Source organism: Allobosea sp. P4_C6, assembly GCF_056402015.1.
In genome coordinates this window covers 1-17,976 of sequence record NZ_JBFUIF010000057.1, presented here as the reverse complement: position 1 = coordinate 17,976, position 17,976 = coordinate 1, and the positions used below count along the sequence as shown (strand labels likewise).

The following is a 17,976-nucleotide window of genomic DNA, read 5'->3' as shown; positions in this document are numbered from 1 at the left end:
GGTCGGACTTCAGCCCGCCAAACTCCTTGCGCCAGCGATAATACGTGAACGCCGTCACGCTGATGGCCCGGATCGCCTCCGCGACCGGGCGCCCCTGGGACAACAGCACGTCGACCTGCCGCAGCTTCGCGACGATCTCTTCAGGCTTGTGCTTCTTCTGCGGCATCGCGGGCATCCTCCAAAGGCTCAAAAAGCCTACTTCAGGGAGGGCCACTTTTCAGGGGGCAGGCCAGTCTATCGCCCTGTGGCGAGCAAAAGTTTGGCCTCGGAACGATATCCATTGGCGAGGCAGTCAGACATTCTCGATAGACTGACGCGATCCGCTTTCTGGAAGGGCAAGTTCCGAGTGCGTGCTCGATTCTGCTCGCAATCGTACCGGCCCGAAGGAGGCTCTCCCAATGGGATGCCCCGTTTCCGTCAGCCGCGTGCCCGAGCAGATTGCGCCAAGCTAGCCAGCAGTGCATGCGTTTCCCGATCGGCCGAGGGCGGAAAGATAACCCGGATCGTCGATGAGGGCGTCTTCCGCCCGTACGATGCAGCGACGATACTGACGAGGCGGCTGGTATCCAACGGCGCATGAAAGGCAGCTTCGTTTAGATACAGCTGCCTAACCGCTGCGATGATTGCTGCGGCAACGGCGAGGTCCGCTTCGATGCATTCCTAGGTGTCGGCAACACGGATTTCGATGGCATGGCGGTCGAACCGTGGAAGAAGAAAAGCTGGACTCCCAATTCCTCTTCCAAGTGTTGGATATGGCGTGTGAGGGCGGGTTGGGCGATCTCAGCGCTTCGGAAGCCTTGCGGAAGCTCCCGAGTTCAGCGATGCGGATGAAATAGCCGAGCTGTCTCTGGTCCTGCCGCCCCCGGCTGGCACGGGTCTGTATCGGCCGCCTCCCAGTCATCCGAGACGATCGCCTGTGGTCAAGCGCCGCGAGGGGCGGTCACGCCGTCCATATCTGGCTATTCGAGGTCGAACGGACGTGATTGACGAGGAATTCGTTGAACACCCGGATCTTGGCAGGCAGGTGGTCGCGGTTCTGATAAGCGATGTTCATCGTCAGCATCGGGAGTTGCCAGTCGAGCAGCACAGGCACCAGGCGGCTTGCCGCGATGTCCTCCTGCACGATGTAGAGCGGCTGGATGAGGATACCGAGGCCGGCGATGGCCGCCTGGCGGATCACCTGCCCGTCATTGCAGTCCAGGGCTGCGCTGATCCGGACGACCCGCTCCGTATCCCCCCTGGTCAGGCGTAGCGAAAACGGATCGGCGGCGAGGTTGTAAACCAGCATCTCGTGCTGAGCGAGGTCGGCGGGCGCCTTGGGCCAGCCGCGTTCTTGCAGATAGGCCGGGGAAGCCGCCAGCACGCGCCGCATCCGCCCCAGCCGCCGCACGATGATGTTCGTATCGGGTTCGTGCAGCCGCGTGCGGATGGCGACGTCGATCCCGGCCTCGATGAAATCGAGATAGCGGTTGGCGACGGCGATATGGATGCTGAGCTTGGGATAGAGCGTGCGGAAGGCCGGCAGCATCGGCGCCAGATAAATCGTCGCGAAAGAGAGCGAGCTGGTGACCCGCAGCACTCCCTGTGGCGCAAGCGTATGGGCGTTTACGGCGTCTTCGGCCTCGGCGAATTCACCAAGCAGTGCGCTGCTACGCTGATAGAAGGCTTGGCCTGCCTCCGTCAGCCAAAGACGCCGCGTATTGCGTTCGACAAGCCGGGCGGCGAGACGCTCCTCCAGGGCGGCCAGGTGCCGGCTGGCGGCCGCGTTCGACATGCCCAGCGCTTCCGCCGCCCGTGAAAGGCTGCGCATCTCCGCCGTCTTTACGAAAACCTCGATCTGCGTGAGCCGATCCATATTTCCGCTTTCCGTAAAAGAGACTTCCTGGAAGTCGTCTTTATTTCCGCGTTCCGCAAGCCTTAATTGGTTGCAACAAGAACGATCCTGGGTCGAGGAAACACTCATGTCCGGTCCGATCCGCCACATCGTAATGTGGCGCTTGCGCGGTGACACTCCGCAGGAGCGCGCCGCGGCGCGCGCCAAGGTGAAGTCCGCCTTCGAGGGACTCCGGGGTCTGATCGACGGCCTCAGCCACATCGAGATCGGCGTCGACTTCAGCGATGTCGACTATGCCTGCGATGTCGTGCTGGTCAGCGAATTCACCGATCGCGCCGCGCTGGAAGCCTATGCCACCCATCCCGAGCACCTGCGGGTGCGGCAGGAACTTGCCGATCTGAGGATCGCGCGCTTCCAGGTCGACTATCACGCCGGCGAGGAGCCGCCTGCCCTCGCCGGGAGCCAGCCGCACCGTCGCCGCGAAGTCGTTGCCGGCGAATGAGCTGGCAAGACCCACCGCAATCCTGATCCACAAGGAGAGGCCGATGATCGAGACCTTCACTTATGAGGCTCTCCCTTCGCGGGTCCGCTTCGGGCGTGGCACGATCAGCGACGTCGCGGCGGAAGTCGAGCGGCTTGGCCGGCGGGCTCTGGTGCTGACGACGCCGCAGCAGGTCGGCGCGGGCCAGCGCCTCGGCGCTCTGCTCGGCCCAGCCCTCGCCGGCTATTTCACAGAGGCAACCATGCACACGCCGGTCGAGGTGACCGAGCGGGCGCTCGTCACCCTGCGCGAAACCGGGGCCGATTGCGTCGTGGCGCTGGGTGGCGGCTCCACCACCGGCCTCGGCAAGGCTCTGGCACTGCGCACCGGAGTGGCGCAGGTCGTCATCCCGACGACCTATGCGGGTTCTGAAATGACGCCGATCCTCGGCCAGACGGAAGCCGGCCGGAAGACGACGATCCGCTCGCTCGATGTGCTGCCGGAAACGGTGATCTACGACGTCGATCTGACGGTCAGCCTGCCGCCGCTGCTCTCGGCAACCTCGGGCATCAACGCCATGGCCCACGCGGTCGAGGCGCTCTATGCGAGGGATCGCAATCCGATCATCTCCCTAATGGCGGAGGACGGCATCCGCACGCTGTCCTCCGCCCTGCCGATCCTCGTCCATGAGCCGGGGAACCTGGAGGCGCGCACCAACGCACTCTACGGGGCTTGGCTCTGCGGCTGCTGCCTTGGTGCGGTCGGGATGGCGCTGCATCATAAGCTCTGCCACACGCTCGGCGGCAGCTTCGACCTGCCCCATGCCGAGACGCATACGGTCATCCTGCCGCATGCCGTCGCCTACAACGCCGCGGCCGCGCCGGAGGCGATGGCCGCGATCTGCCGGGCGCTCGGCGCGCCCGACGCGGCGCAGGGCCTGTTCGATCTGGTGCGCGCGCTCGGCGTGCCGCTCTCGCTGGCCGAACTCGGCATGCCGGAAAGCGGCATCGAGACGGCGGCGGATATCGCGGTCGAGAACCCCTACTGGAATCCGCGCCCGATCACGCGCGACGGCATCCGCGACCTGCTCGCCAATGCCTACGCCGGCGAGCGGCCACGCGCCGCTATCGTCGAAGACGAGGCGGCTTGAGCCATGGCTCGCCGCATCCTCCTCTCGGGCGCCACCATCCTGTCGATGGATCCGGCCGTGGGCGACCTGCCTCGCGGCGACATCCTTATCGCGGACAGCAAGATCGCCGCCATCGCGCCGCGCATCGAGGCCGGGGATGCCAAGCGTCTCGACGTGGCCGGGCGGATCGCCGTGCCGGGCTTCGTCAACGCCCATATGCATAGCTGGCAGACGGGCCTGCGCGGGCTCGCGGCCGACTGGACGCTGCTCGAATATTTCCGCTGGGTCCATGCCGGTCTCGCCACGCTGTTCAGGCCGGAGGACATCGGCATCGCGACCCTGATGGGCGCGCTCGGCCAGATCGATGCCGGCACCACGACGCTGGTCGACTGGTGCCACAACAATCCCACGCCCGAACATACCGATGCCGCCGTCGAGGCGCTGGCCGAGAGCGGCATCCGCGCCGCCTTCTTCCACGGCTCGCCCAAGCCCGATCCGAACCCCGGCGAACCGCATTTCTCCGAGGTGCCGCACCCGCGCGCCGAAATCGAGCGCCTGCGGCGCGGCCGCTTCGCCAGCGATGACGGCTTGCTGACGCTCGGCCTCGCCATCCTCGGCCCCCACTATGCGACGCTGGAKGTAGCCCGCGCCGACTTCCGCCTCGCGCGCGAATTCGGCCTCGTCGCCTCGATGCATCAGGGCGGCGGCGAAGCCAAGACGCCAGGCGGATGGGAAAAGCTGATCGCCGAGGAACTGGTTGGGCCGGGCATCAACATCGTGCATGGCAATGACCTCTCCGACGAGCTGTTCGGGCAACTGGTCGATCTCGGCGCCTCCTTCTCGGTCACGCCCGAGAACGAGATGACGCAGGGCCATGGCTTCCCGATCACCGGCCGGCTCCTCGCACGCGGCGTCGCGCCATCGCTCGGCGTCGATCTCGAATCCGTTCTCGCCGGCGACATGATCGGCGTCGCCCGCATCGCGCTCGGCATGCAGCGTGCGCTCGACAACGCCGAAAGCCGCCGCCGGACCAGCCCCATTCCGTCGACCTCGACAATTCGCGTGCGGCAGGCGCTCTCCTGGATCACCATCGAGGGCGCGAAGATGCTGGGCCTCGATCACCGCATCGGCTCGCTTGCGCCCGGCAAGCAGGCCGACATCACCCTGATCGACGCACGGGCGCTGCATCTGCAGCCGGTGCACGATCCCGCCGCCACCGTCATCATGCAGGCTGGACGCGGCGACATCGAAGCCGTGTTGATCGCAGGACGTTTTGCGAAACGGGACGGCCGGCTGCTAGCCGATGGACTGAACGAGAAGCTCGAACGCCTTGCTGCTGCCGGCACAAGAATCGTCGAGGAGCTTCGCCGCTCGCAGCGAGCAGCTTGAGGACAACAGAATGATGGACACACAAACCATCGGCTGGATCGGGCTCGGTAAGATGGGGCTGCCCATCGCCACCCGCCTCGCGGCAGCCGGACATGCCGTCGCAGGCTTTGATCGCGACCAGCAGCGCATCGCCGAGGCCTCGCGTGGCGGAGTCACGCCTGCCACAACGCTTGCCGACGCAGCCGGACGAGACATCGTCTTCACCTCACTGCCGGACGACAAGGTGCTCGCCGCCGTCACTCTCTCAGGCGGGCTCTTCGATGCCATGCGCAAGGGCGCGATCCTGGTTGAAACCTCGACCGTCAGTCCCGCTATCTCGGCCGAGGTCGCGCTGGCAGCCGCGCAGCGCGGCATCGCCTATCTGCGTGCGCCGGTCTCCGGTAACGCCGCTATCGCCCATACCGGCAATCTGACCTGCTTCGTATCGGGACCGCGCGCGGCTTTCGACGCCTTCTTGCCGATCGCGCAGGACTTCACTCGCGCCCAGAAATATCTCGGCGAGGCTGAGGAGGCACGCTTCGCCAAGCTCGCCGTCAACCTGATGATCGCGGTTTCCGCCGCGATGATGGGTGAGAGCATCGTGCTTGCCCGCAAGGGCAATCTCGCGTGGCAGGATATTCTCGACGTGCTGACCAACAGCGCGGTCGGCTCGCCCATGGTGCATTACAAGGCCAAGAGCCTGGAGACGCGCGATTTCGCCCCGACCTTCTCATGCCGGCAGATGGCGAAGGATCTCGACCTGATCATCGGCGCCGGCCATGCCGCCGAGATGGCGCTGCCCCTGGCGACACTAACGCGCGAAACCTACGGCGCCCTGATCGGACGCGGCGAGGGCGAGGCCGATTTCATCTCGACCGTGCGCCTTGCCGAATGGCTCGCCGGGCTTGGCGAGCCCGGTCTCGACACCAACGCAGGGAGGCTCGGATGAGGAACTTCGACCAGAACAGTATCACCCAGGCGGTACTGGAGCGCGTTGCCGGCGCGCCGGATGCCCGCACCAAGCAGATCAGCGAAGCACTCGTCCGCCACCTGCACGATTTCATTCGCGAGGTCCGCCCAACGCAGGAGGAATGGGCCAAGGGCATCGCCTTCCTGACCGATACCGGCCAGATGTGCACCGGCACGCGGCAGGAGTTCATCCTGCTCTCCGACACGCTCGGCGTTTCCATGCTGGTCGACGCGATCAATCACGACCATCAAGGCGCCGTCACCGAGAGCACCGTGCTCGGCCCCTTCTATGTCGAGGGCCCGCCGGAAGCGGCGCTAGGCAGCGACATCTCCGGCGAGCTGCCGGGTGAGCCGATGTATGTCTCCGGCACTGTCGCCGCGGCGGATGGCAGCCCGCTCGCGGGAGCAATCGTCGATGTCTGGCATTCCGACGAGGACGGCTATTACGATGTGCAGCATTCAGACGACGGGGTCGATCTCGTCGCCCGGGCGCGCTTCCGCACCGATGCGCAGGGCCGCTTCCACTTCTGGTCGATAAAGCCCGCCGCCTATCCGATCCCGCATGACGGCCCGGTCGGCAAGATGCTGGAGGCGCAAGGCCGCCATCCCTGGCGGCCGGCGCATGTCCATTTCATGATCGCGGCGCCGGGCCACGAGAAGCTCGTCACCCATGTCTTCGTCTCCGGCGACCAGTATCTCGATTCCGATGCCGTCTTCGGTGTGAAGGATTCGCTGATCAGCGATTTCACCGAGCAGCCGGCGGGCACCGCTCCGGACGGCCGGGCACTCGACGGACCGTGGTGCCGCCTGACCTACGACTTCCAGCTCAACCCCGCATTCTAGGCAACCGCCTGCGCCACCGGGGAACGCCACCGACAATCGCATCCAGAGAGCCCGGTCAGCGGGCCAACGCGAAGGGAGAAACCATGTTGACCAGACCCTCATCCAACGAGGGAGCCGTGGAGACGGCGCTGGCGCGGCTGACCGAAACGCTCGGCCCGCGCGTCAGCCGAGCTCCCGGCGTCCTAGCCGATCACGGCCGCAGCGAAGCCTATCACGCGCCCTCGCCTCCCGATCTCGTGGTGTTTCCGGAATCCACGGAGGAGGTGCGCAGCATAGTGACCCTCTGCCACGAGCTGCGGCTGCCGATCGTGCCGTTCGGCGCGGGCACTTCGCTTGAGGGCAACGCCTCAGCGCCCCAAGGCGGCGTCTGCATCGACATGTCCCGCATGGACAAGGTTCTGTCGGCGAGCCCCGAGGACATGGATGTACGCGTCCAACCCGGCATTACCCGCAAGCAGCTCAATGCGCAGTTGCGCGACACCGGCCTTTTCTTCCCGATCGACCCCGGCGCCGACGCCTCGATCGGAGGCATGGCCTCGACGCGCGCCTCCGGCACGATGGCAGTGCGCTACGGCACCATGAAGGACAATGTGTTGGCGCTCGAGGCAGTGCTCGCCGATGGCCGCGTGATCCGCACGGCCCGGCGCGCCCGCAAATCCGCGGCCGGCTACGACATGACCCGCCTGCTCGTCGGCGCGGAAGGAACGCTCGGCGTCATCACCGAGGTGACGCTGAAGCTGCATCCGCAGCCGGAAGCGATCTCCTCGGCCGTCTGCGCCTTTCCCGATCTCAAAGCCGCGGTCGACACCGCGATCGCTGTCATCCAATCGGGCGTTCCGGTGGCGCGGATCGAGCTTCTCGACGCGGTGATGATGCGCGGCATGAACCTGCACGCAAAACTCGGCCTGCCGGAAGAGCCGCATCTCTTCTTCGAGTTCCACGGCTCGAAGAATTACGTCGCCGAGCAGGCCGAGACGGCGCAGGCGCTGGCCGGCGAGTTCGGCGGGCAGGGTTTTGCCTGGGCGACCTCGCCGGAAGAGCGCAGCCGCCTCTGGCACGCCCGCGACAACACGCTCTATGCCGGGCTCGCCCTGCGGCCCGGCGCGCGCGCCCTGGTCACAGACGTCTGCGTGCCGATCTCGCGCCTGGCCGAATGTCTCGTCGCGACGGCCGCCGACATCGCGGAGAGCGGCCTCGTCGCCCCGGTCGTCGGCCATGTCGGCGACGGCAATTTCCATCTTCTCGTCCTGCACGACCCCGACAGTGCCGAGGACCTCGCGCGGGTGAAGGCGTTCAACGGGCGCCTCGTCAGGCGGGCGATCGCGCTGGACGGCACCTGCACCGGCGAGCACGGCATCGGCCTCGGCAAGATGGATTTCCTCGAGCTGGAACTGGGCGACGCCGTCGATGCGATGCGCCTCGTGAAGCAGGCGCTCGACCCGCTCGGGATCATGAACCCCGGCAAGATCTTCCGCTCCTCGCCGCGGATGGGAGGCGCAGCATGAACGCGATGACCGCGGCCAAGCCCCGCATCGAAGCGGAACTCCCACCGCCCCGCGCGGCCGAGGGCAAGCCTCTCCTCGAGCTCAAGGGCATCTGCAAGAGCTTTCCCGGTGTGAAGGCGCTCGACGACGTTTCCTTCACCGTCTGGCCGGGCGAGGTCCACATGCTGCTCGGCGAGAACGGCGCCGGCAAATCCTCGCTGATGAAGGTGCTGTGCGGCGCCTACCAGGCCGATGCCGGCACGTATTTCCACAAGGGCGAGACCGTCGAGATCCGCACCCCGGCGGATGCCCGCAAGCTCGGCATCGCCGTGATCTTCCAAGAATTCTCGCTCGTCCCATATCTCGACGTCGCGCAGAACATCTTCCTTGGCCGCGAATTTCCCTCGCGCATGCCCGGTCTCGTCGACCGCCGGCGGCTCTATCGCGAGGCGCAGGCCGTGCTCGACCTGATCGGGCTCGACGTCGATCCGAGGACCAAGGTCCACACGCTCGGCGTCGCGCAGCAGCAGATGGTCGAGATCGGGAAGGCGCTTTCGCAGAATGCGCGCATCCTCGTCATGGACGAGCCGACCGCCGCGCTCTCCGACCGCGAGACGGAACGTCTCTTCGCGGTGATGCGCCAGCTTCAGGCCAAGGGCGTCGCCATCGTCTACATCTCGCACCGCATGGCGGAGGTGTTCGCGCTCGGCGACCGCATCACCGTGCTGCGCGACGGCAAGCTCGCCGGCCGGGCGCAGCCGGGCGAGACCACGCCGGACGAGCTCGTGCGGATGATGGTCGGCCGCAATGTCGATATGAGCTATCCGCGCAACTTCGCGGAGAAGCCGGGCGAGATCGCTCTGGAGGTCAGGGGCCTCAGCGCCAAGAACGGCATCCGCGACATCGATCTGACCGTGCGCGCCGGTGAGATCGTCGGGCTGTGCGGCCTCGTCGGCTCCGGCCGGACCGAGGTCGCGCGCGCCATCTTCGGCGCCGACGAGATCACGGCCGGCGAAGTGCGGGTCTTCGGCCAGGCCAAGCGCGGTGGACCGGACGTCTCCGCCTTCGCCGGTGTCGGCCTCATCCCGGAAAGCCGCAAGACGGAGGGGCTCGCACTGATCCGCACGGTCAGCGACAATCTCGCCGCCGCAGGCCTGCCGAAGCTGTTCCCGCACAAGCTATTCTCGCCCGCCCGCGCCCGCCGCTCGGCCGAGGAGCTGATCAAGCGGCTGCGTATCGCGACGCCCTCGCCCAGCCAGAGCGTCGGGGTGCTCTCCGGCGGCAATCAGCAGAAGGTGGTGATCGGCAAATGGCTCGCGGCTGACACGCGGCTGTTCATCTTCGACGAGCCGACGCGGGGCATCGATGTCGGCGCCAAGTCCGAGATCTTCGCGCTGATCGACCAACTCGTCGCGGATGGTGCGGCAGTACTGATGATCTCTTCCGAGCAGGCCGAGATCGTCCATGTCTGCGACCGGGCCTATGTCATGCGCGGCAAGCGCATCGTCGGCGAACTCTCCCGCTCCGAACTCTCCGAAGAGAACATCGTCAGAATGGGGATGCACGATGAGTGATCAGGCCGTCTCCTCTCCGTCCCCGCGCGTCCCGGCAGTGCCGGGCGTGGCGGTCGCACTCGCCGGGCTTTCGCTGTTCTTCGCCGTGGCGAGCCCTGGCTTCCTCAGCGCCGGAAACCTCTCCAACGTGCTGGTGCAGTCGGTCATCCTGCTGCTGCTGGCCCTGCCGATGACGCTGATCATCATGACCGAGGGGCTCGACCTCTCGATGGGTGCGGTGTTGACGCTGGCCTCGCTGGTGCTGGCGCTGATCGTGGTCTCGACGCAATCGCTCGTGCTGGCGCTGCTGGGCGCACTCGGCGTCGGGCTCGTCTTCGGGCTCGTCAATGGTTGGCTGATTGCGGGCTTGTCGATCCCGCCCTTCGTCGCCACGCTCGGCACGCTGGGCGCCGCACAGGGGCTCGCCCTCGTCGTCAGCGACGGCCAGAGCGTCGTCGGCATCCCGCGCTTCGTGCGGCTGATCTATTCCGGCACCACGTTCGGCATCCCGACCCCGATCCTGATCGGTGCGGGCTTCTACGCCCTCTTCCACATCCTGCTCTACCATACCCGCTTCGGCACCTATGTCTGCGCGCTCGGCGGCAATCGCGATGCGCTGACGCTCGCCGGAGTGGCCTGGAAGCGCCTGCTCGTAGCCGTCTACATGCTCGGCGGCGCAATGGCGGGGGTCGCGGCCCTGCTGATGACCGCGCGCATCAATGCCGGCCACCCGACAGCTGCTATCGGCATGGAGTTCGACGCCATCGCCGCCGTGGCGCTCGGCGGCACCTCCTTCGACAAGGGCAATGGCTGGCTCTTCGGCACGCTGCTCGGCGTGCTGACGGTCGGCGTGCTGCGCAACGGCCTCAACCTGATGGCCGTGCCCTCCTCCGTCCAGGTCGCCTGCATCGGCGCCCTCGTCATCGCCGCCCTTCTCATCGACAGCCTGCGGAGCCCCCGGTCATGAGCATCGCCAGCGACGCCTCCGCCCGTCCGTCCGGCTTCCATGTCTCTCGTGAGGTGCAACAGCTTGTCTACCGGCTGCTGGCGGTCGCGCTGTTGTGCGCTGCATTGAGCTTCGCGACGGAGGCCTTCCTCACCGCCAACAACATCCTCAACGTGCTCAGGCAGGCGAGCCTGTTGTTCTTCCTGGCCTCCGGGCTGACGCTGGTGATCCTGACGGGCGGTCTCGATCTCTCGGTCGGCGCCAATATCGGCCTCTCCGCCTGCTTTGCCGCGACCGTGATCAAGGCGACCGGCTCGCCCGCGCTCGGGACGTTGGCGGGGCTCGCCACCGGACTCGCCATCGGCATCTGCAACGGGCTGATGGTGGCGAAGCTGCGCATCCCGTCCTTCATCGCCACCTACGGCATGCTCTGGGTGTTGCACGGCATCACCTATTACTACATGGCCGGCGAGACCATTCACGGCTTCCCACCCGGCTTCCGCCAGATCGGCTCCGGCTATTTCCTCGGCGTGCCGATCCCGGTCTATCTGATGGTGGTCTTCCTCCTGGCGGGCACGATCTTCGCCCAGCGCACGATCTGGGGGCAGCAGATCTACGCGATCGGCGCCAACCCGGTCGCCGCGCGCCTCACCGGCATTCCGGTCGATCGCCGCCTGATCCTGGTCTACGCCTTTTCCGGCGCCATGGCCGGCGTGGCCTCGATCGTCTTCCTCGCCCGGCTGAACTCGGCCGAGGGCGACATCGGCGAGGCCATGACTCTGCCGGCGATCGCCGCCGCGCTGATCGGCGGCGCTTCGCTGTTCGGCGGCGTCGGCAGCGTGTTCGGCACCTTCATCGGCGCGCTCATCCTGACGCTGGTGCTGAACGGCATGAACCTGCTCGCCGTCAACGCCAACTGGCAGCCCCTGGTTACCGGGCTGATCGTCATCCTTGCCGTCTGGCTCGACATGCAAGGCCGCCGCCGCGCGTAAAAAACCAACCAAGAGAAACCCAAGGGAGGGAACCCATGTCCAAGTCGAAACTTCTCGTTGCAGCACTGCCCGCCATCCTGATGTCGACCGCGGCGCTCGCCGCCGGCGAAACCATCGCGGTCTTCACCAAGAACCAGACCAACCCCTATTTCCAGACTGTGCGGGTGGGCGCCGAGGTCGCTGCGAAATCGCTCGGCGCCAAGGTGGTGCATTACATCCCGACCAAGCCGGACTCGATCCCAGAGCAACTCAGCCAGGTCGAGGACGTGATCGTCAAGAAGCCGAGCGCCATCGTCTTCGTGCCGGTCGACTACAAGGCGATGGTGCCTGGTGTCGAGCAGATCAACGACGCCAAGATCCCGATCGTCAACGTCACCGACCGCAGCGCCGGCGGCAAGTTCCTCGCCTTCGTCGGTGCTGACGACTACAGCCTCGGCCTCGAAACCGGGCGCTACCTGCTGAAGGCGATGGGCGGAAAGGGCAATGTCGTCATCCTCGAAGGCGTCAAGGGCTCGCTGACCAATATCGACCGGGTGCGCGGCTTCAACGACGCGATCAAGGAGACGAAGGACGTCAAGCTGCTCGCCAGCCAGCCGGCCAACTACCAGCGCCTGCAGGGCCTGCAGGTGATGGAGAACCTGATGCAGTCCCATCCGCAGATCGACGGGGTGCTCGCCGCCAACGATGCGATGGCGATCGGCGCGATCGAGGCTCTCGACGGAGCCAACCGCAAGGCCAAGGTCGTCGGCATCAACGGCACGCAGGAGGCAGTCGACGCGATCAAATCCGGCAAGCTGCTGGCATCGGGCGACTATAACGGCTTCCTGCAGGGCTGCATCGGGACCATGGTCGCGATCCGGGCCTTGCGGAAGGAAGCCACCGTGACGGAAGTGGTGCTGAAGCCGACCGTGGTGAACGCCTCGAACTACCAGCCCTATGACTCGCCGCTGGAATCGCGAGCCTGCCCGAGCTGGAGCGATGCCGCCGCCATGGCCAGCAAATAGATCGGAACCTCACTCACCGCGGCGGCCGGCACGTCATCCGGCCGCCGATAGGAGCCTCGCCGCATGCTGTTCGTGATCCACGCCCTCGACAAACCCGGCGCGCTCGACGCCCGTCTCGCCAACTACGATGCGCACAAGGCGTTTCTCTCTAATAYCTCCGCACTGAACGTGAAAATCTCAATGTCCGGACCACTGGTCGCCGACGACGGTTCGACCATGATCGGCAGTCTTTTTGTGGTGGAAGCAGCGGATCGCGCAACGGTGGAACGCTTCAATGCAGCAGATCCGTTTCATAGCGCCGGCATCTGGGATCGCGTCTCGATCACCGGCTTCATCAGGCGCCAGGGCTAAGCTCGAAATCGGCCGGGGTCGTGTCCCGGTTGATGGAGGCGCGCCATGATTGACCAGACCGACCGAGCTCAACCGGAATTCGACTGAGGATAAGGCTGTGTCTGTACGCTATTATGCGGCCCATCCAGGAGCGACGCGGTTCAGGGCGCGCCGCTCCGCCTATGCATAATTCCTAAACGGCGGGGCAAAATGAAACGATACCGCCGCCAGAGAATTTCGACCAGCGAACGGATTTGCCGAGATTCTGACGGAATCCAAAGCGCCGCACTAACGAAACGCGAAGCTGCTGGCGGCAGTCCACTTGTCAACGAATAAGGCGCTGCAAAAACAGCGCCTTATTGCCAATGCTTTACAGATTACGGCAGGCGTTCGCTAGAACGGGATGTCGTCGTCGAGATGGCTCGACGAGGAGCGCCCGCCGCCACCGCCGCCGCCCGACATGGCCGGCTGACGCGCGCCGCCGCCACTGCTACCGCTGCCCATCGCGCTGGACCGGCCGAAGGAGCTGCCGCCCGAACGCTCTTCCCCATAGCCGCTACCGCCGGCGCCCTCGCTGTACTCCTCGGAGCCGCCCTGGCGGCTGTCGAGGATGGTGAGCTCGCCGCGGAAGCGCTGCAGCACGATCTCGGTGGTGTATTTCTCGACGCCGGACTGGTCCTGCCATTTCCGGGTCTGGAGCTGGCCCTCGATGTAAACCTTGGAGCCCTTCTTCAGGTACTGCTCGGCCACCTTCGCCAAATTCTCGTTGAAGATCACGACCGAGTGCCACTCGGTGCGCTCCTTGCGCTCGCCGCTCTGCTTGTCGCGCCAGGTCTCGGAGGTGGCGATGCGCAGATTGACGACGGGTTCGCCGCTGCCGAGGCGGCGCACTTCGGGGTCCCGCCCCAAATTGCCGACGATGATGACCTTGTTGACGCTGCCAGCCATGAGAGGCTCCATTTCCTGCGCACTAAACACACGACCGGCCGAACGACCGGGAGCCGAACCCTATCGGCCCACAAATACATTATCAACGATGTTCCTGTTTTGTTCAAGATCTCAAGGTGAGGTTTTCCCCCGCTGATTGGGTGACGCCCGGCTGATCGAAAAGCGGACGGATTCCGATCACGGCCGCTCTGTCTCCGATGGGGGCGGCGCACCGAGGACGGCCTGCGCCATCCGGTCCAGCAACACCGCAAGCAGCACGATGGCGAGCCCGCCGACGAAGCCGAGCCCGGGATCGGCCCGCTGCAGCCCGAGCAGGACGATCTCGCCGAGCCCCTTGGCGCCGATCATCGAGGCGACGACGACCATCGCCAGCGCCATCATGATCGCCTGGTTAAGCCCCTGCAGGATGGTGGGCCGGGCCAGCGGCAGTTCGACTAGCCAGAACGCCTGCCGTGGCCGCAAACCCAGTGCGCGCGAGGCTTCGACGATGCCCGTATCGACACCGCGCAGGCCGAGTTCCGTCAGCCTTGCGAAAGGCGGCAGCGCATAGATTAGCGTCGCCACCAGAGCCGGCGCCCGGCCGAGCCCGAGCACCATCGCCACCGGGATCAGATAGACGAAGCTCGGGATCGTCTGCATCAGGTCGTAGAGCGGCGTGAGCGCACCGCCGAGACGCGGCAGCCGCGCCGCCGCCACGCCGAGCGGCAATCCGAGCAGAATCACGAACAGCACGGCGACGACGACCAAAGCGAGCGACTGCATCGCCTCGTTCCAGACACCCAGCCCGGACAGCGCCGCAGGCAGCGCGGCCATCGCGAGCACGAAGCCGATGCGCCTGCTGGCCAGCCAGGCGCCCGCCGCGACGACGAGGATGAAAGCCGGCACCGGGACGAGCAAAAGGCCCGTCTCGACCCATCGGACAGGCGCGGTCAACCAGGCGCCGAGGCCGTCGAGCCTGTCGCCATAGCCGGTGACGACGGCGTCCACGGCGCGATTGACGAAGCCCTGCAGCGCCTTGCCGAATTCCGGGACGAAACCGGCCGTCACAGGCTGGAAGCGACCTTCGTGGCGATGTGCCCCGGCAGCCATTTGCGCCAGATGTCCGGCTGCGTCTTGAGGAAGACGAGCGCCTGCTGCTCGGGCGTCACGCCCTTCTCGCGGGCTTCGGCCAGCATCTTCGAGGTCATGTCGCTGGTCGTGCCGTAGCTCTTGAAGAAAGTGGCGAGCTGCGGCGCCTTTTTGGCGAGGTCGATATTGGCGCCGATGACGACCTTGCTGGTCGGATAGGCCGTGGCGCGCTTGGGGTTGTCGCTCGCCTTGAGCTCGGCCCAGACGGCCGGATCGAAGGGCGCCTCCTCCAGCTTGACGAGATCATAGGCGCCCAGCAGCCAGCTCGGCCCCCAATAATAGAACAGGACCGGCCGCTTGCGCTTCAGCGAGGCCTCGATGGCGGCGACCAGCGCCTCGCTCGAACCGCCGCGCGTATTGCTGAAGTCCTCTGCCAGCCCGTAGACCGCGAGCTTCTTTGTGTTGATGCCCTCGCAGACCCAGCCGGCGACGCAGTTGTAGAAACGGCCCTTGCCCGGCTCCTCCGGGTCGGCGAACAGCGCCTTGTAGCGCTTGAGGTCTTCGACCGTTTTGAGATCGGAAGCCTTGGCATCGGGCCCGGACACCAGATAGCGCGGCACGAACCAGCCTTCGCTTGCGTCCGGGAATGCCGTGCCGAGCGGCTCGACCTTGCCGGCCTCGGCAGCCTTCACCCAGGCCTCGACCGGGTTCGCCATCCAGATTTCCATGACGATGTCGACATCGCCGCGCGCGACGCCGTTGACCAGCGGAGCGATGGCGCCGGGAATGCGCTCGACCTTGCAGCCGAAGCCGCGCTCGGCGATCGCGCTTGCGACGGCGGTGTGGAAGGCAGCGGAATCATAGTCGAGCCCCGCCATCTTCAACGGCCTGTCGAGTTCGCAGGCCATGGCCGGGGCGCTCAGCGCAAGACCGAGGGCAAGGGAGGCGACTCCAAGAAGGGATTTCATCGTCATCGCTCCCCGATCAAAAATGCTCACAAAGACCATGGGCAGGATCGTTAATACGGCCCGCTCTGTAACGCCGGACCGGGCCAATTGATCCATGCAGCGGCCTCTCGTTCGGGGAGCATCGCTCAATCAGCGCGGCGTGGCCACATCCAGTCCTGCCAGCATCCGTCAGGACCGAAACACGGAAGCATCTGCCGAGAACAAGCGCAGGAGCCATGGGATTGGTCGACAGGAATTCAGCCCCTCGTGCCTTCCCTGTTTCGATCGGCGTAGCGACCATCCGGGCGTCATTGGCACGACCGGGGCAGGATCATCGCAAGAAGCCGTGACTTCGCGCCAGCATCGCGGCAGGATCGGCTCTCGAAAGAGGGCCTCCGAATGAAGATGCTTTTCGTGGCCGCGTGCGGTCTTCTGCTAACGGGATGCGCTGCCGTCGGCAGCTTGTCCGAGCCTACGCGCATTGATCCGATGCAAAGCGATGGACAGAGCTATGTGCAGGGACCGGCAGGGAGCTACGAGCCGCCGCCTGCCGAAGAGCGACTGACGACCTCATGCAAGATGAAGGGCAAAGGCGTGCAGTGCTTTTGAGCGAACTGAACTCGTCCGTTCTGGCGACGAAGAGCGTTCCCGGCTCTCCATGACGGGATGAGGAACCGCGGCCGCCGCAGTTGACCGGGCGGTACTGCCGAATGTCGCATTCCACCCGTTGCGGACACTCGGGACGTCTGCTTTGCGGCCGTTCGGCGTACCCATCGTTCTGGACGCCACAATGAGGCTGATGCACGCCGGCGCCGATGAGGGAGTAACGCTTTCCTTCACACGGCAGGAGGCTCAGGTTCGGCGATAGCCCATTTTTTGGGGAACGGTTTGCCGCAGTCATGGCTGCTCTTGCATGAACCGATTTGGGCATGGCCGCGACAACACCGCAGGGGGTTCGAACGCGGAGGTGGCCGTCAGATGACTCTGAAGCAACAGGTTGTTCGCATATTGCGCGGTCCTACGGCGACCCGCATCCGTTTCACCTTTCCCCCCGGGGGCAGGACCATCGCGATTTCGCCCGGCACGTTTCACTACGTCGCGCGGGCGCTGGAGAACGGCCGAGCAAGGGTGTCACCCCCGGCGGCGATGGTTGCCGGAGCGGCCGCCCAATATACCGGCTTCAGCGGCGGTGCCGTGCCGGCGAACACGATGGAGGTGCCGCGCATTCTCGGTCGCATCGAGGAGGGCCATATCCTGCACGAGTCCCTTCATTGCGCTTATGATCTGCTCGGCACCAACATCGCCGCCGCCGATGACGAGGCATCGTGTTATGTCGTCTCCGCCCTGGCGTTCCTGATGACCGGTGTGCGCCCGCCTCGCTGGAGCAACGAACCCTTCGTCTCCGCCGGTCGGGTGGCGAGAGGTCTGCTTGCCCGATATCAGCGCGGGGATCGAGGCGCGCATCCCGTCGACCCGACAAACTGGCAGGTCTTGCGCGCCGTCCTGATGACGCACCCTCTCTACATGTTCCCTTGGAGTGGTACCAACAACTGGACTCTCGGCCCGGTACCTACCGGCGGCAGCTACACCCACGACGGCTGACCGACCGTCCACCGCATTTTGCTCTACGGGCGTCGGAGGCTGTCGTACTTCTCCCGCGTCTACGTTCGCTCGCTGGAGTATGGGGAACAGATCAACGGAGTTCCATCCCGCGGCGCCGGTGACGTTGCGCAGGATCCGCCGTCCCCAAGTCGTGAGTTCGATCCAACATCGACCTGGATCGCTACGGCGACCTTGCACGCGATGGCAGTAAATGTTCGGTGTCCGCTTCCGACGGTGGTCTCAATCGGTAATCGCAACACGCTACTTTTCCTTTGGAGATGGAGCGTGGGTGATGAAGCAGCGGCGGCGGATCTACTATTCGGCGGCCCAGCGGGCTGAGATCTGGGATCGCTGGAAGGCCGGCGAGTCGATGAGTTCGATTGGGCGGCGGTTCGATCGGGAGTCCTCTTCGGTGTTCTCGGTGCTTTCGCCGACGGGCGGCATTCGGCCTCCAGACCGGCGGCGGGCGCCGCGGGCG

General features: G+C 65.7%; 18 protein-coding genes and 1 pseudogene. 13 read left to right on the top strand and 6 right to left on the bottom strand.

Annotation, left to right across the window (positions count from 1 at the left end; genetic code table 11):
- The 3 genes from AC1DVA_RS23825 to AC1DVA_RS23815 form a co-directional block, all read right to left on the bottom strand.
- A partial coding sequence (locus AC1DVA_RS23825) for a transposase (protein WP_476807499.1) occupies window positions 1-166 on the bottom strand: 166 nt, incomplete at its 3' end.
- Between the two features lie 427 nt (window positions 167-593).
- Window positions 594-779, bottom strand: a complete 186-nt coding sequence (locus AC1DVA_RS23820; RefSeq protein WP_476807498.1) for a LysR family transcriptional regulator — start codon at window positions 777-779, stop codon at window positions 594-596.
- Window positions 780-940: 161 nt separating this feature from the next.
- Window positions 941-1,855: a LysR family transcriptional regulator gene (locus AC1DVA_RS23815; protein ID WP_476807497.1), complete on the bottom strand. Its 915-nt coding sequence runs from the start codon at window positions 1,853-1,855 to the stop codon at window positions 941-943.
- Between the two features lie 106 nt (window positions 1,856-1,961).
- Here AC1DVA_RS23815 and AC1DVA_RS23810 point away from each other — a divergent pair, with 106 nt between their 5' ends.
- The 11 genes from AC1DVA_RS23810 (at window position 1,962) to AC1DVA_RS23760 (ending at window position 12,954) form a co-directional block, all read left to right on the top strand.
- Window positions 1,962-2,336, top strand: a complete 375-nt coding sequence (locus AC1DVA_RS23810; RefSeq protein WP_476807495.1) for a Dabb family protein — start codon at window positions 1,962-1,964, stop codon at window positions 2,334-2,336.
- Window positions 2,337-2,379: 43 nt separating this feature from the next.
- Window positions 2,380-3,465: a maleylacetate reductase gene (locus AC1DVA_RS23805; RefSeq protein ID WP_476807494.1), complete on the top strand. Its 1,086-nt coding sequence runs from the start codon at window positions 2,380-2,382 to the stop codon at window positions 3,463-3,465.
- A gap of 3 nt (window positions 3,466-3,468) precedes the next feature.
- Window positions 3,469-4,833 carry an amidohydrolase family protein gene (locus AC1DVA_RS23800; RefSeq protein ID WP_476807493.1) on the top strand — a complete coding sequence of 455 codons (1,365 nt, stop codon included), beginning with the start codon at window positions 3,469-3,471 and terminating at the stop codon, window positions 4,831-4,833.
- Window positions 4,834-4,846: 13 nt separating this feature from the next.
- The gene (locus tag AC1DVA_RS23795) at window positions 4,847-5,761 is read left to right on the top strand and encodes an NAD(P)-dependent oxidoreductase (RefSeq protein ID WP_476807492.1); all 915 of its coding nucleotides are present in this window, start codon (window positions 4,847-4,849) and stop codon (window positions 5,759-5,761) included.
- The gene (locus AC1DVA_RS23790; protein WP_476807491.1) at window positions 5,758-6,624 is read left to right on the top strand and encodes an intradiol ring-cleavage dioxygenase; all 867 of its coding nucleotides are present in this window, start codon (window positions 5,758-5,760) and stop codon (window positions 6,622-6,624) included. Before AC1DVA_RS23795 ends, AC1DVA_RS23790 begins: the two co-directional genes overlap by 4 nt.
- 83 nt (window positions 6,625-6,707) lie before the next feature.
- Window positions 6,708-8,129, top strand: coding sequence for an FAD-linked oxidase C-terminal domain-containing protein (locus tag AC1DVA_RS23785; protein WP_476807490.1), 1,422 nt, complete (start codon window positions 6,708-6,710; stop codon window positions 8,127-8,129).
- 5 nt (window positions 8,130-8,134) lie between these two features.
- A complete protein-coding gene (locus AC1DVA_RS23780) occupies window positions 8,135-9,682 on the top strand; it encodes a sugar ABC transporter ATP-binding protein (protein WP_476807496.1) in 1,548 nt (515 codons plus the stop codon).
- The gene (locus AC1DVA_RS23775) at window positions 9,675-10,628 is read left to right on the top strand and encodes an ABC transporter permease (RefSeq protein WP_476807489.1); all 954 of its coding nucleotides are present in this window, start codon (window positions 9,675-9,677) and stop codon (window positions 10,626-10,628) included. The genes AC1DVA_RS23780 and AC1DVA_RS23775 overlap by 8 nt, the downstream gene beginning before the upstream one ends.
- Window positions 10,625-11,599, top strand: a complete 975-nt coding sequence (locus AC1DVA_RS23770) for an ABC transporter permease (protein ID WP_265053276.1) — start codon at window positions 10,625-10,627, stop codon at window positions 11,597-11,599. Before AC1DVA_RS23775 ends, AC1DVA_RS23770 begins: the two co-directional genes overlap by 4 nt.
- Before the next feature lie 35 nt (window positions 11,600-11,634).
- Window positions 11,635-12,603: a sugar ABC transporter substrate-binding protein gene (locus AC1DVA_RS23765; RefSeq protein WP_476807488.1), complete on the top strand. Its 969-nt coding sequence runs from the start codon at window positions 11,635-11,637 to the stop codon at window positions 12,601-12,603.
- 63 nt (window positions 12,604-12,666) lie between these two features.
- Window positions 12,667-12,954: a YciI family protein gene (locus AC1DVA_RS23760; protein ID WP_476807487.1), complete on the top strand. Its 288-nt coding sequence runs from the start codon at window positions 12,667-12,669 to the stop codon at window positions 12,952-12,954.
- A 372-nt stretch (window positions 12,955-13,326) separates the two neighbouring features.
- On the opposite strand, the gene ssb is transcribed toward AC1DVA_RS23760, so the two are convergent.
- The 3 genes from ssb to AC1DVA_RS23745 all read right to left on the bottom strand — a co-directional run bounded on the left by ssb (window position 13,327) and on the right by AC1DVA_RS23745 (window position 15,917).
- Window positions 13,327-13,881 carry a single-stranded DNA-binding protein gene (gene ssb / locus AC1DVA_RS23755; RefSeq protein ID WP_476807486.1) on the bottom strand — a complete coding sequence of 185 codons (555 nt, stop codon included), beginning with the start codon at window positions 13,879-13,881 and terminating at the stop codon, window positions 13,327-13,329.
- Between the two features lie 177 nt (window positions 13,882-14,058).
- Complete coding sequence (locus AC1DVA_RS23750) at window positions 14,059-14,970, bottom strand: ABC transporter permease (protein ID WP_476807485.1); 912 nt, start codon at window positions 14,968-14,970, stop codon at window positions 14,059-14,061.
- Window positions 14,925-15,917 (bottom strand): ABC transporter substrate-binding protein, encoded by a 993-nt coding sequence (locus AC1DVA_RS23745; protein ID WP_476807484.1) that lies wholly within the window; start codon window positions 15,915-15,917, stop codon window positions 14,925-14,927. The genes AC1DVA_RS23750 and AC1DVA_RS23745 overlap by 46 nt, the downstream gene beginning before the upstream one ends.
- Window positions 15,918-16,874: 957 nt before the next feature.
- Between AC1DVA_RS23745 and AC1DVA_RS23740 the strand changes: the two genes are divergently transcribed.
- Together AC1DVA_RS23740 and AC1DVA_RS23735 are read left to right on the top strand one after the other, a co-directional pair.
- A complete protein-coding gene (locus AC1DVA_RS23740) occupies window positions 16,875-17,498 on the top strand; it encodes a hypothetical protein (protein ID WP_476807483.1) in 624 nt (207 codons plus the stop codon).
- Window positions 17,499-17,790: 292 nt separating this feature from the next.
- Window positions 17,791-17,976 (top strand): annotated as a pseudogene (locus AC1DVA_RS23735) (IS30 family transposase); the annotation flags it as partial.

Excerpts from the sequence above, each read along its gene's own strand:
- AC1DVA_RS23775 (WP_476807489.1), top strand. The coding sequence starts at position 9,675 with ATGAGTGATCAGGCCGTCTCCTCTCCGTCCCCGCGCGTCCCGGCAGTG.
- AC1DVA_RS23750 (WP_476807485.1), bottom strand. The coding sequence starts at position 14,970 with ATGGCTGCCGGGGCACATCGCCACGAAGGTCGCTTCCAGCCTGTGACG.
- AC1DVA_RS23805 (WP_476807494.1), top strand. The coding sequence starts at position 2,380 with ATGATCGAGACCTTCACTTATGAGGCTCTCCCTTCGCGGGTCCGCTTC.
- AC1DVA_RS23745 (WP_476807484.1), bottom strand. The coding sequence starts at position 15,917 with ATGAAATCCCTTCTTGGAGTCGCCTCCCTTGCCCTCGGTCTTGCGCTG.
- AC1DVA_RS23815 (WP_476807497.1), bottom strand. The coding sequence starts at position 1,855 with ATGGATCGGCTCACGCAGATCGAGGTTTTCGTAAAGACGGCGGAGATG.
- AC1DVA_RS23765 (WP_476807488.1), top strand. The coding sequence starts at position 11,635 with ATGTCCAAGTCGAAACTTCTCGTTGCAGCACTGCCCGCCATCCTGATG.
- AC1DVA_RS23740 (WP_476807483.1), top strand. The coding sequence starts at position 16,875 with ATGACTCTGAAGCAACAGGTTGTTCGCATATTGCGCGGTCCTACGGCG.
- AC1DVA_RS23770 (WP_265053276.1), top strand. The coding sequence starts at position 10,625 with ATGAGCATCGCCAGCGACGCCTCCGCCCGTCCGTCCGGCTTCCATGTC.
- AC1DVA_RS23780 (WP_476807496.1), top strand. The coding sequence starts at position 8,135 with ATGACCGCGGCCAAGCCCCGCATCGAAGCGGAACTCCCACCGCCCCGC.
- ssb (WP_476807486.1), bottom strand. The coding sequence starts at position 13,881 with ATGGCTGGCAGCGTCAACAAGGTCATCATCGTCGGCAATTTGGGGCGG.
- AC1DVA_RS23795 (WP_476807492.1), top strand. The coding sequence starts at position 4,847 with ATGGACACACAAACCATCGGCTGGATCGGGCTCGGTAAGATGGGGCTG.
- AC1DVA_RS23810 (WP_476807495.1), top strand. The coding sequence starts at position 1,962 with ATGTCCGGTCCGATCCGCCACATCGTAATGTGGCGCTTGCGCGGTGAC.
- AC1DVA_RS23785 (WP_476807490.1), top strand. The coding sequence starts at position 6,708 with ATGTTGACCAGACCCTCATCCAACGAGGGAGCCGTGGAGACGGCGCTG.
- AC1DVA_RS23790 (WP_476807491.1), top strand. The coding sequence starts at position 5,758 with ATGAGGAACTTCGACCAGAACAGTATCACCCAGGCGGTACTGGAGCGC.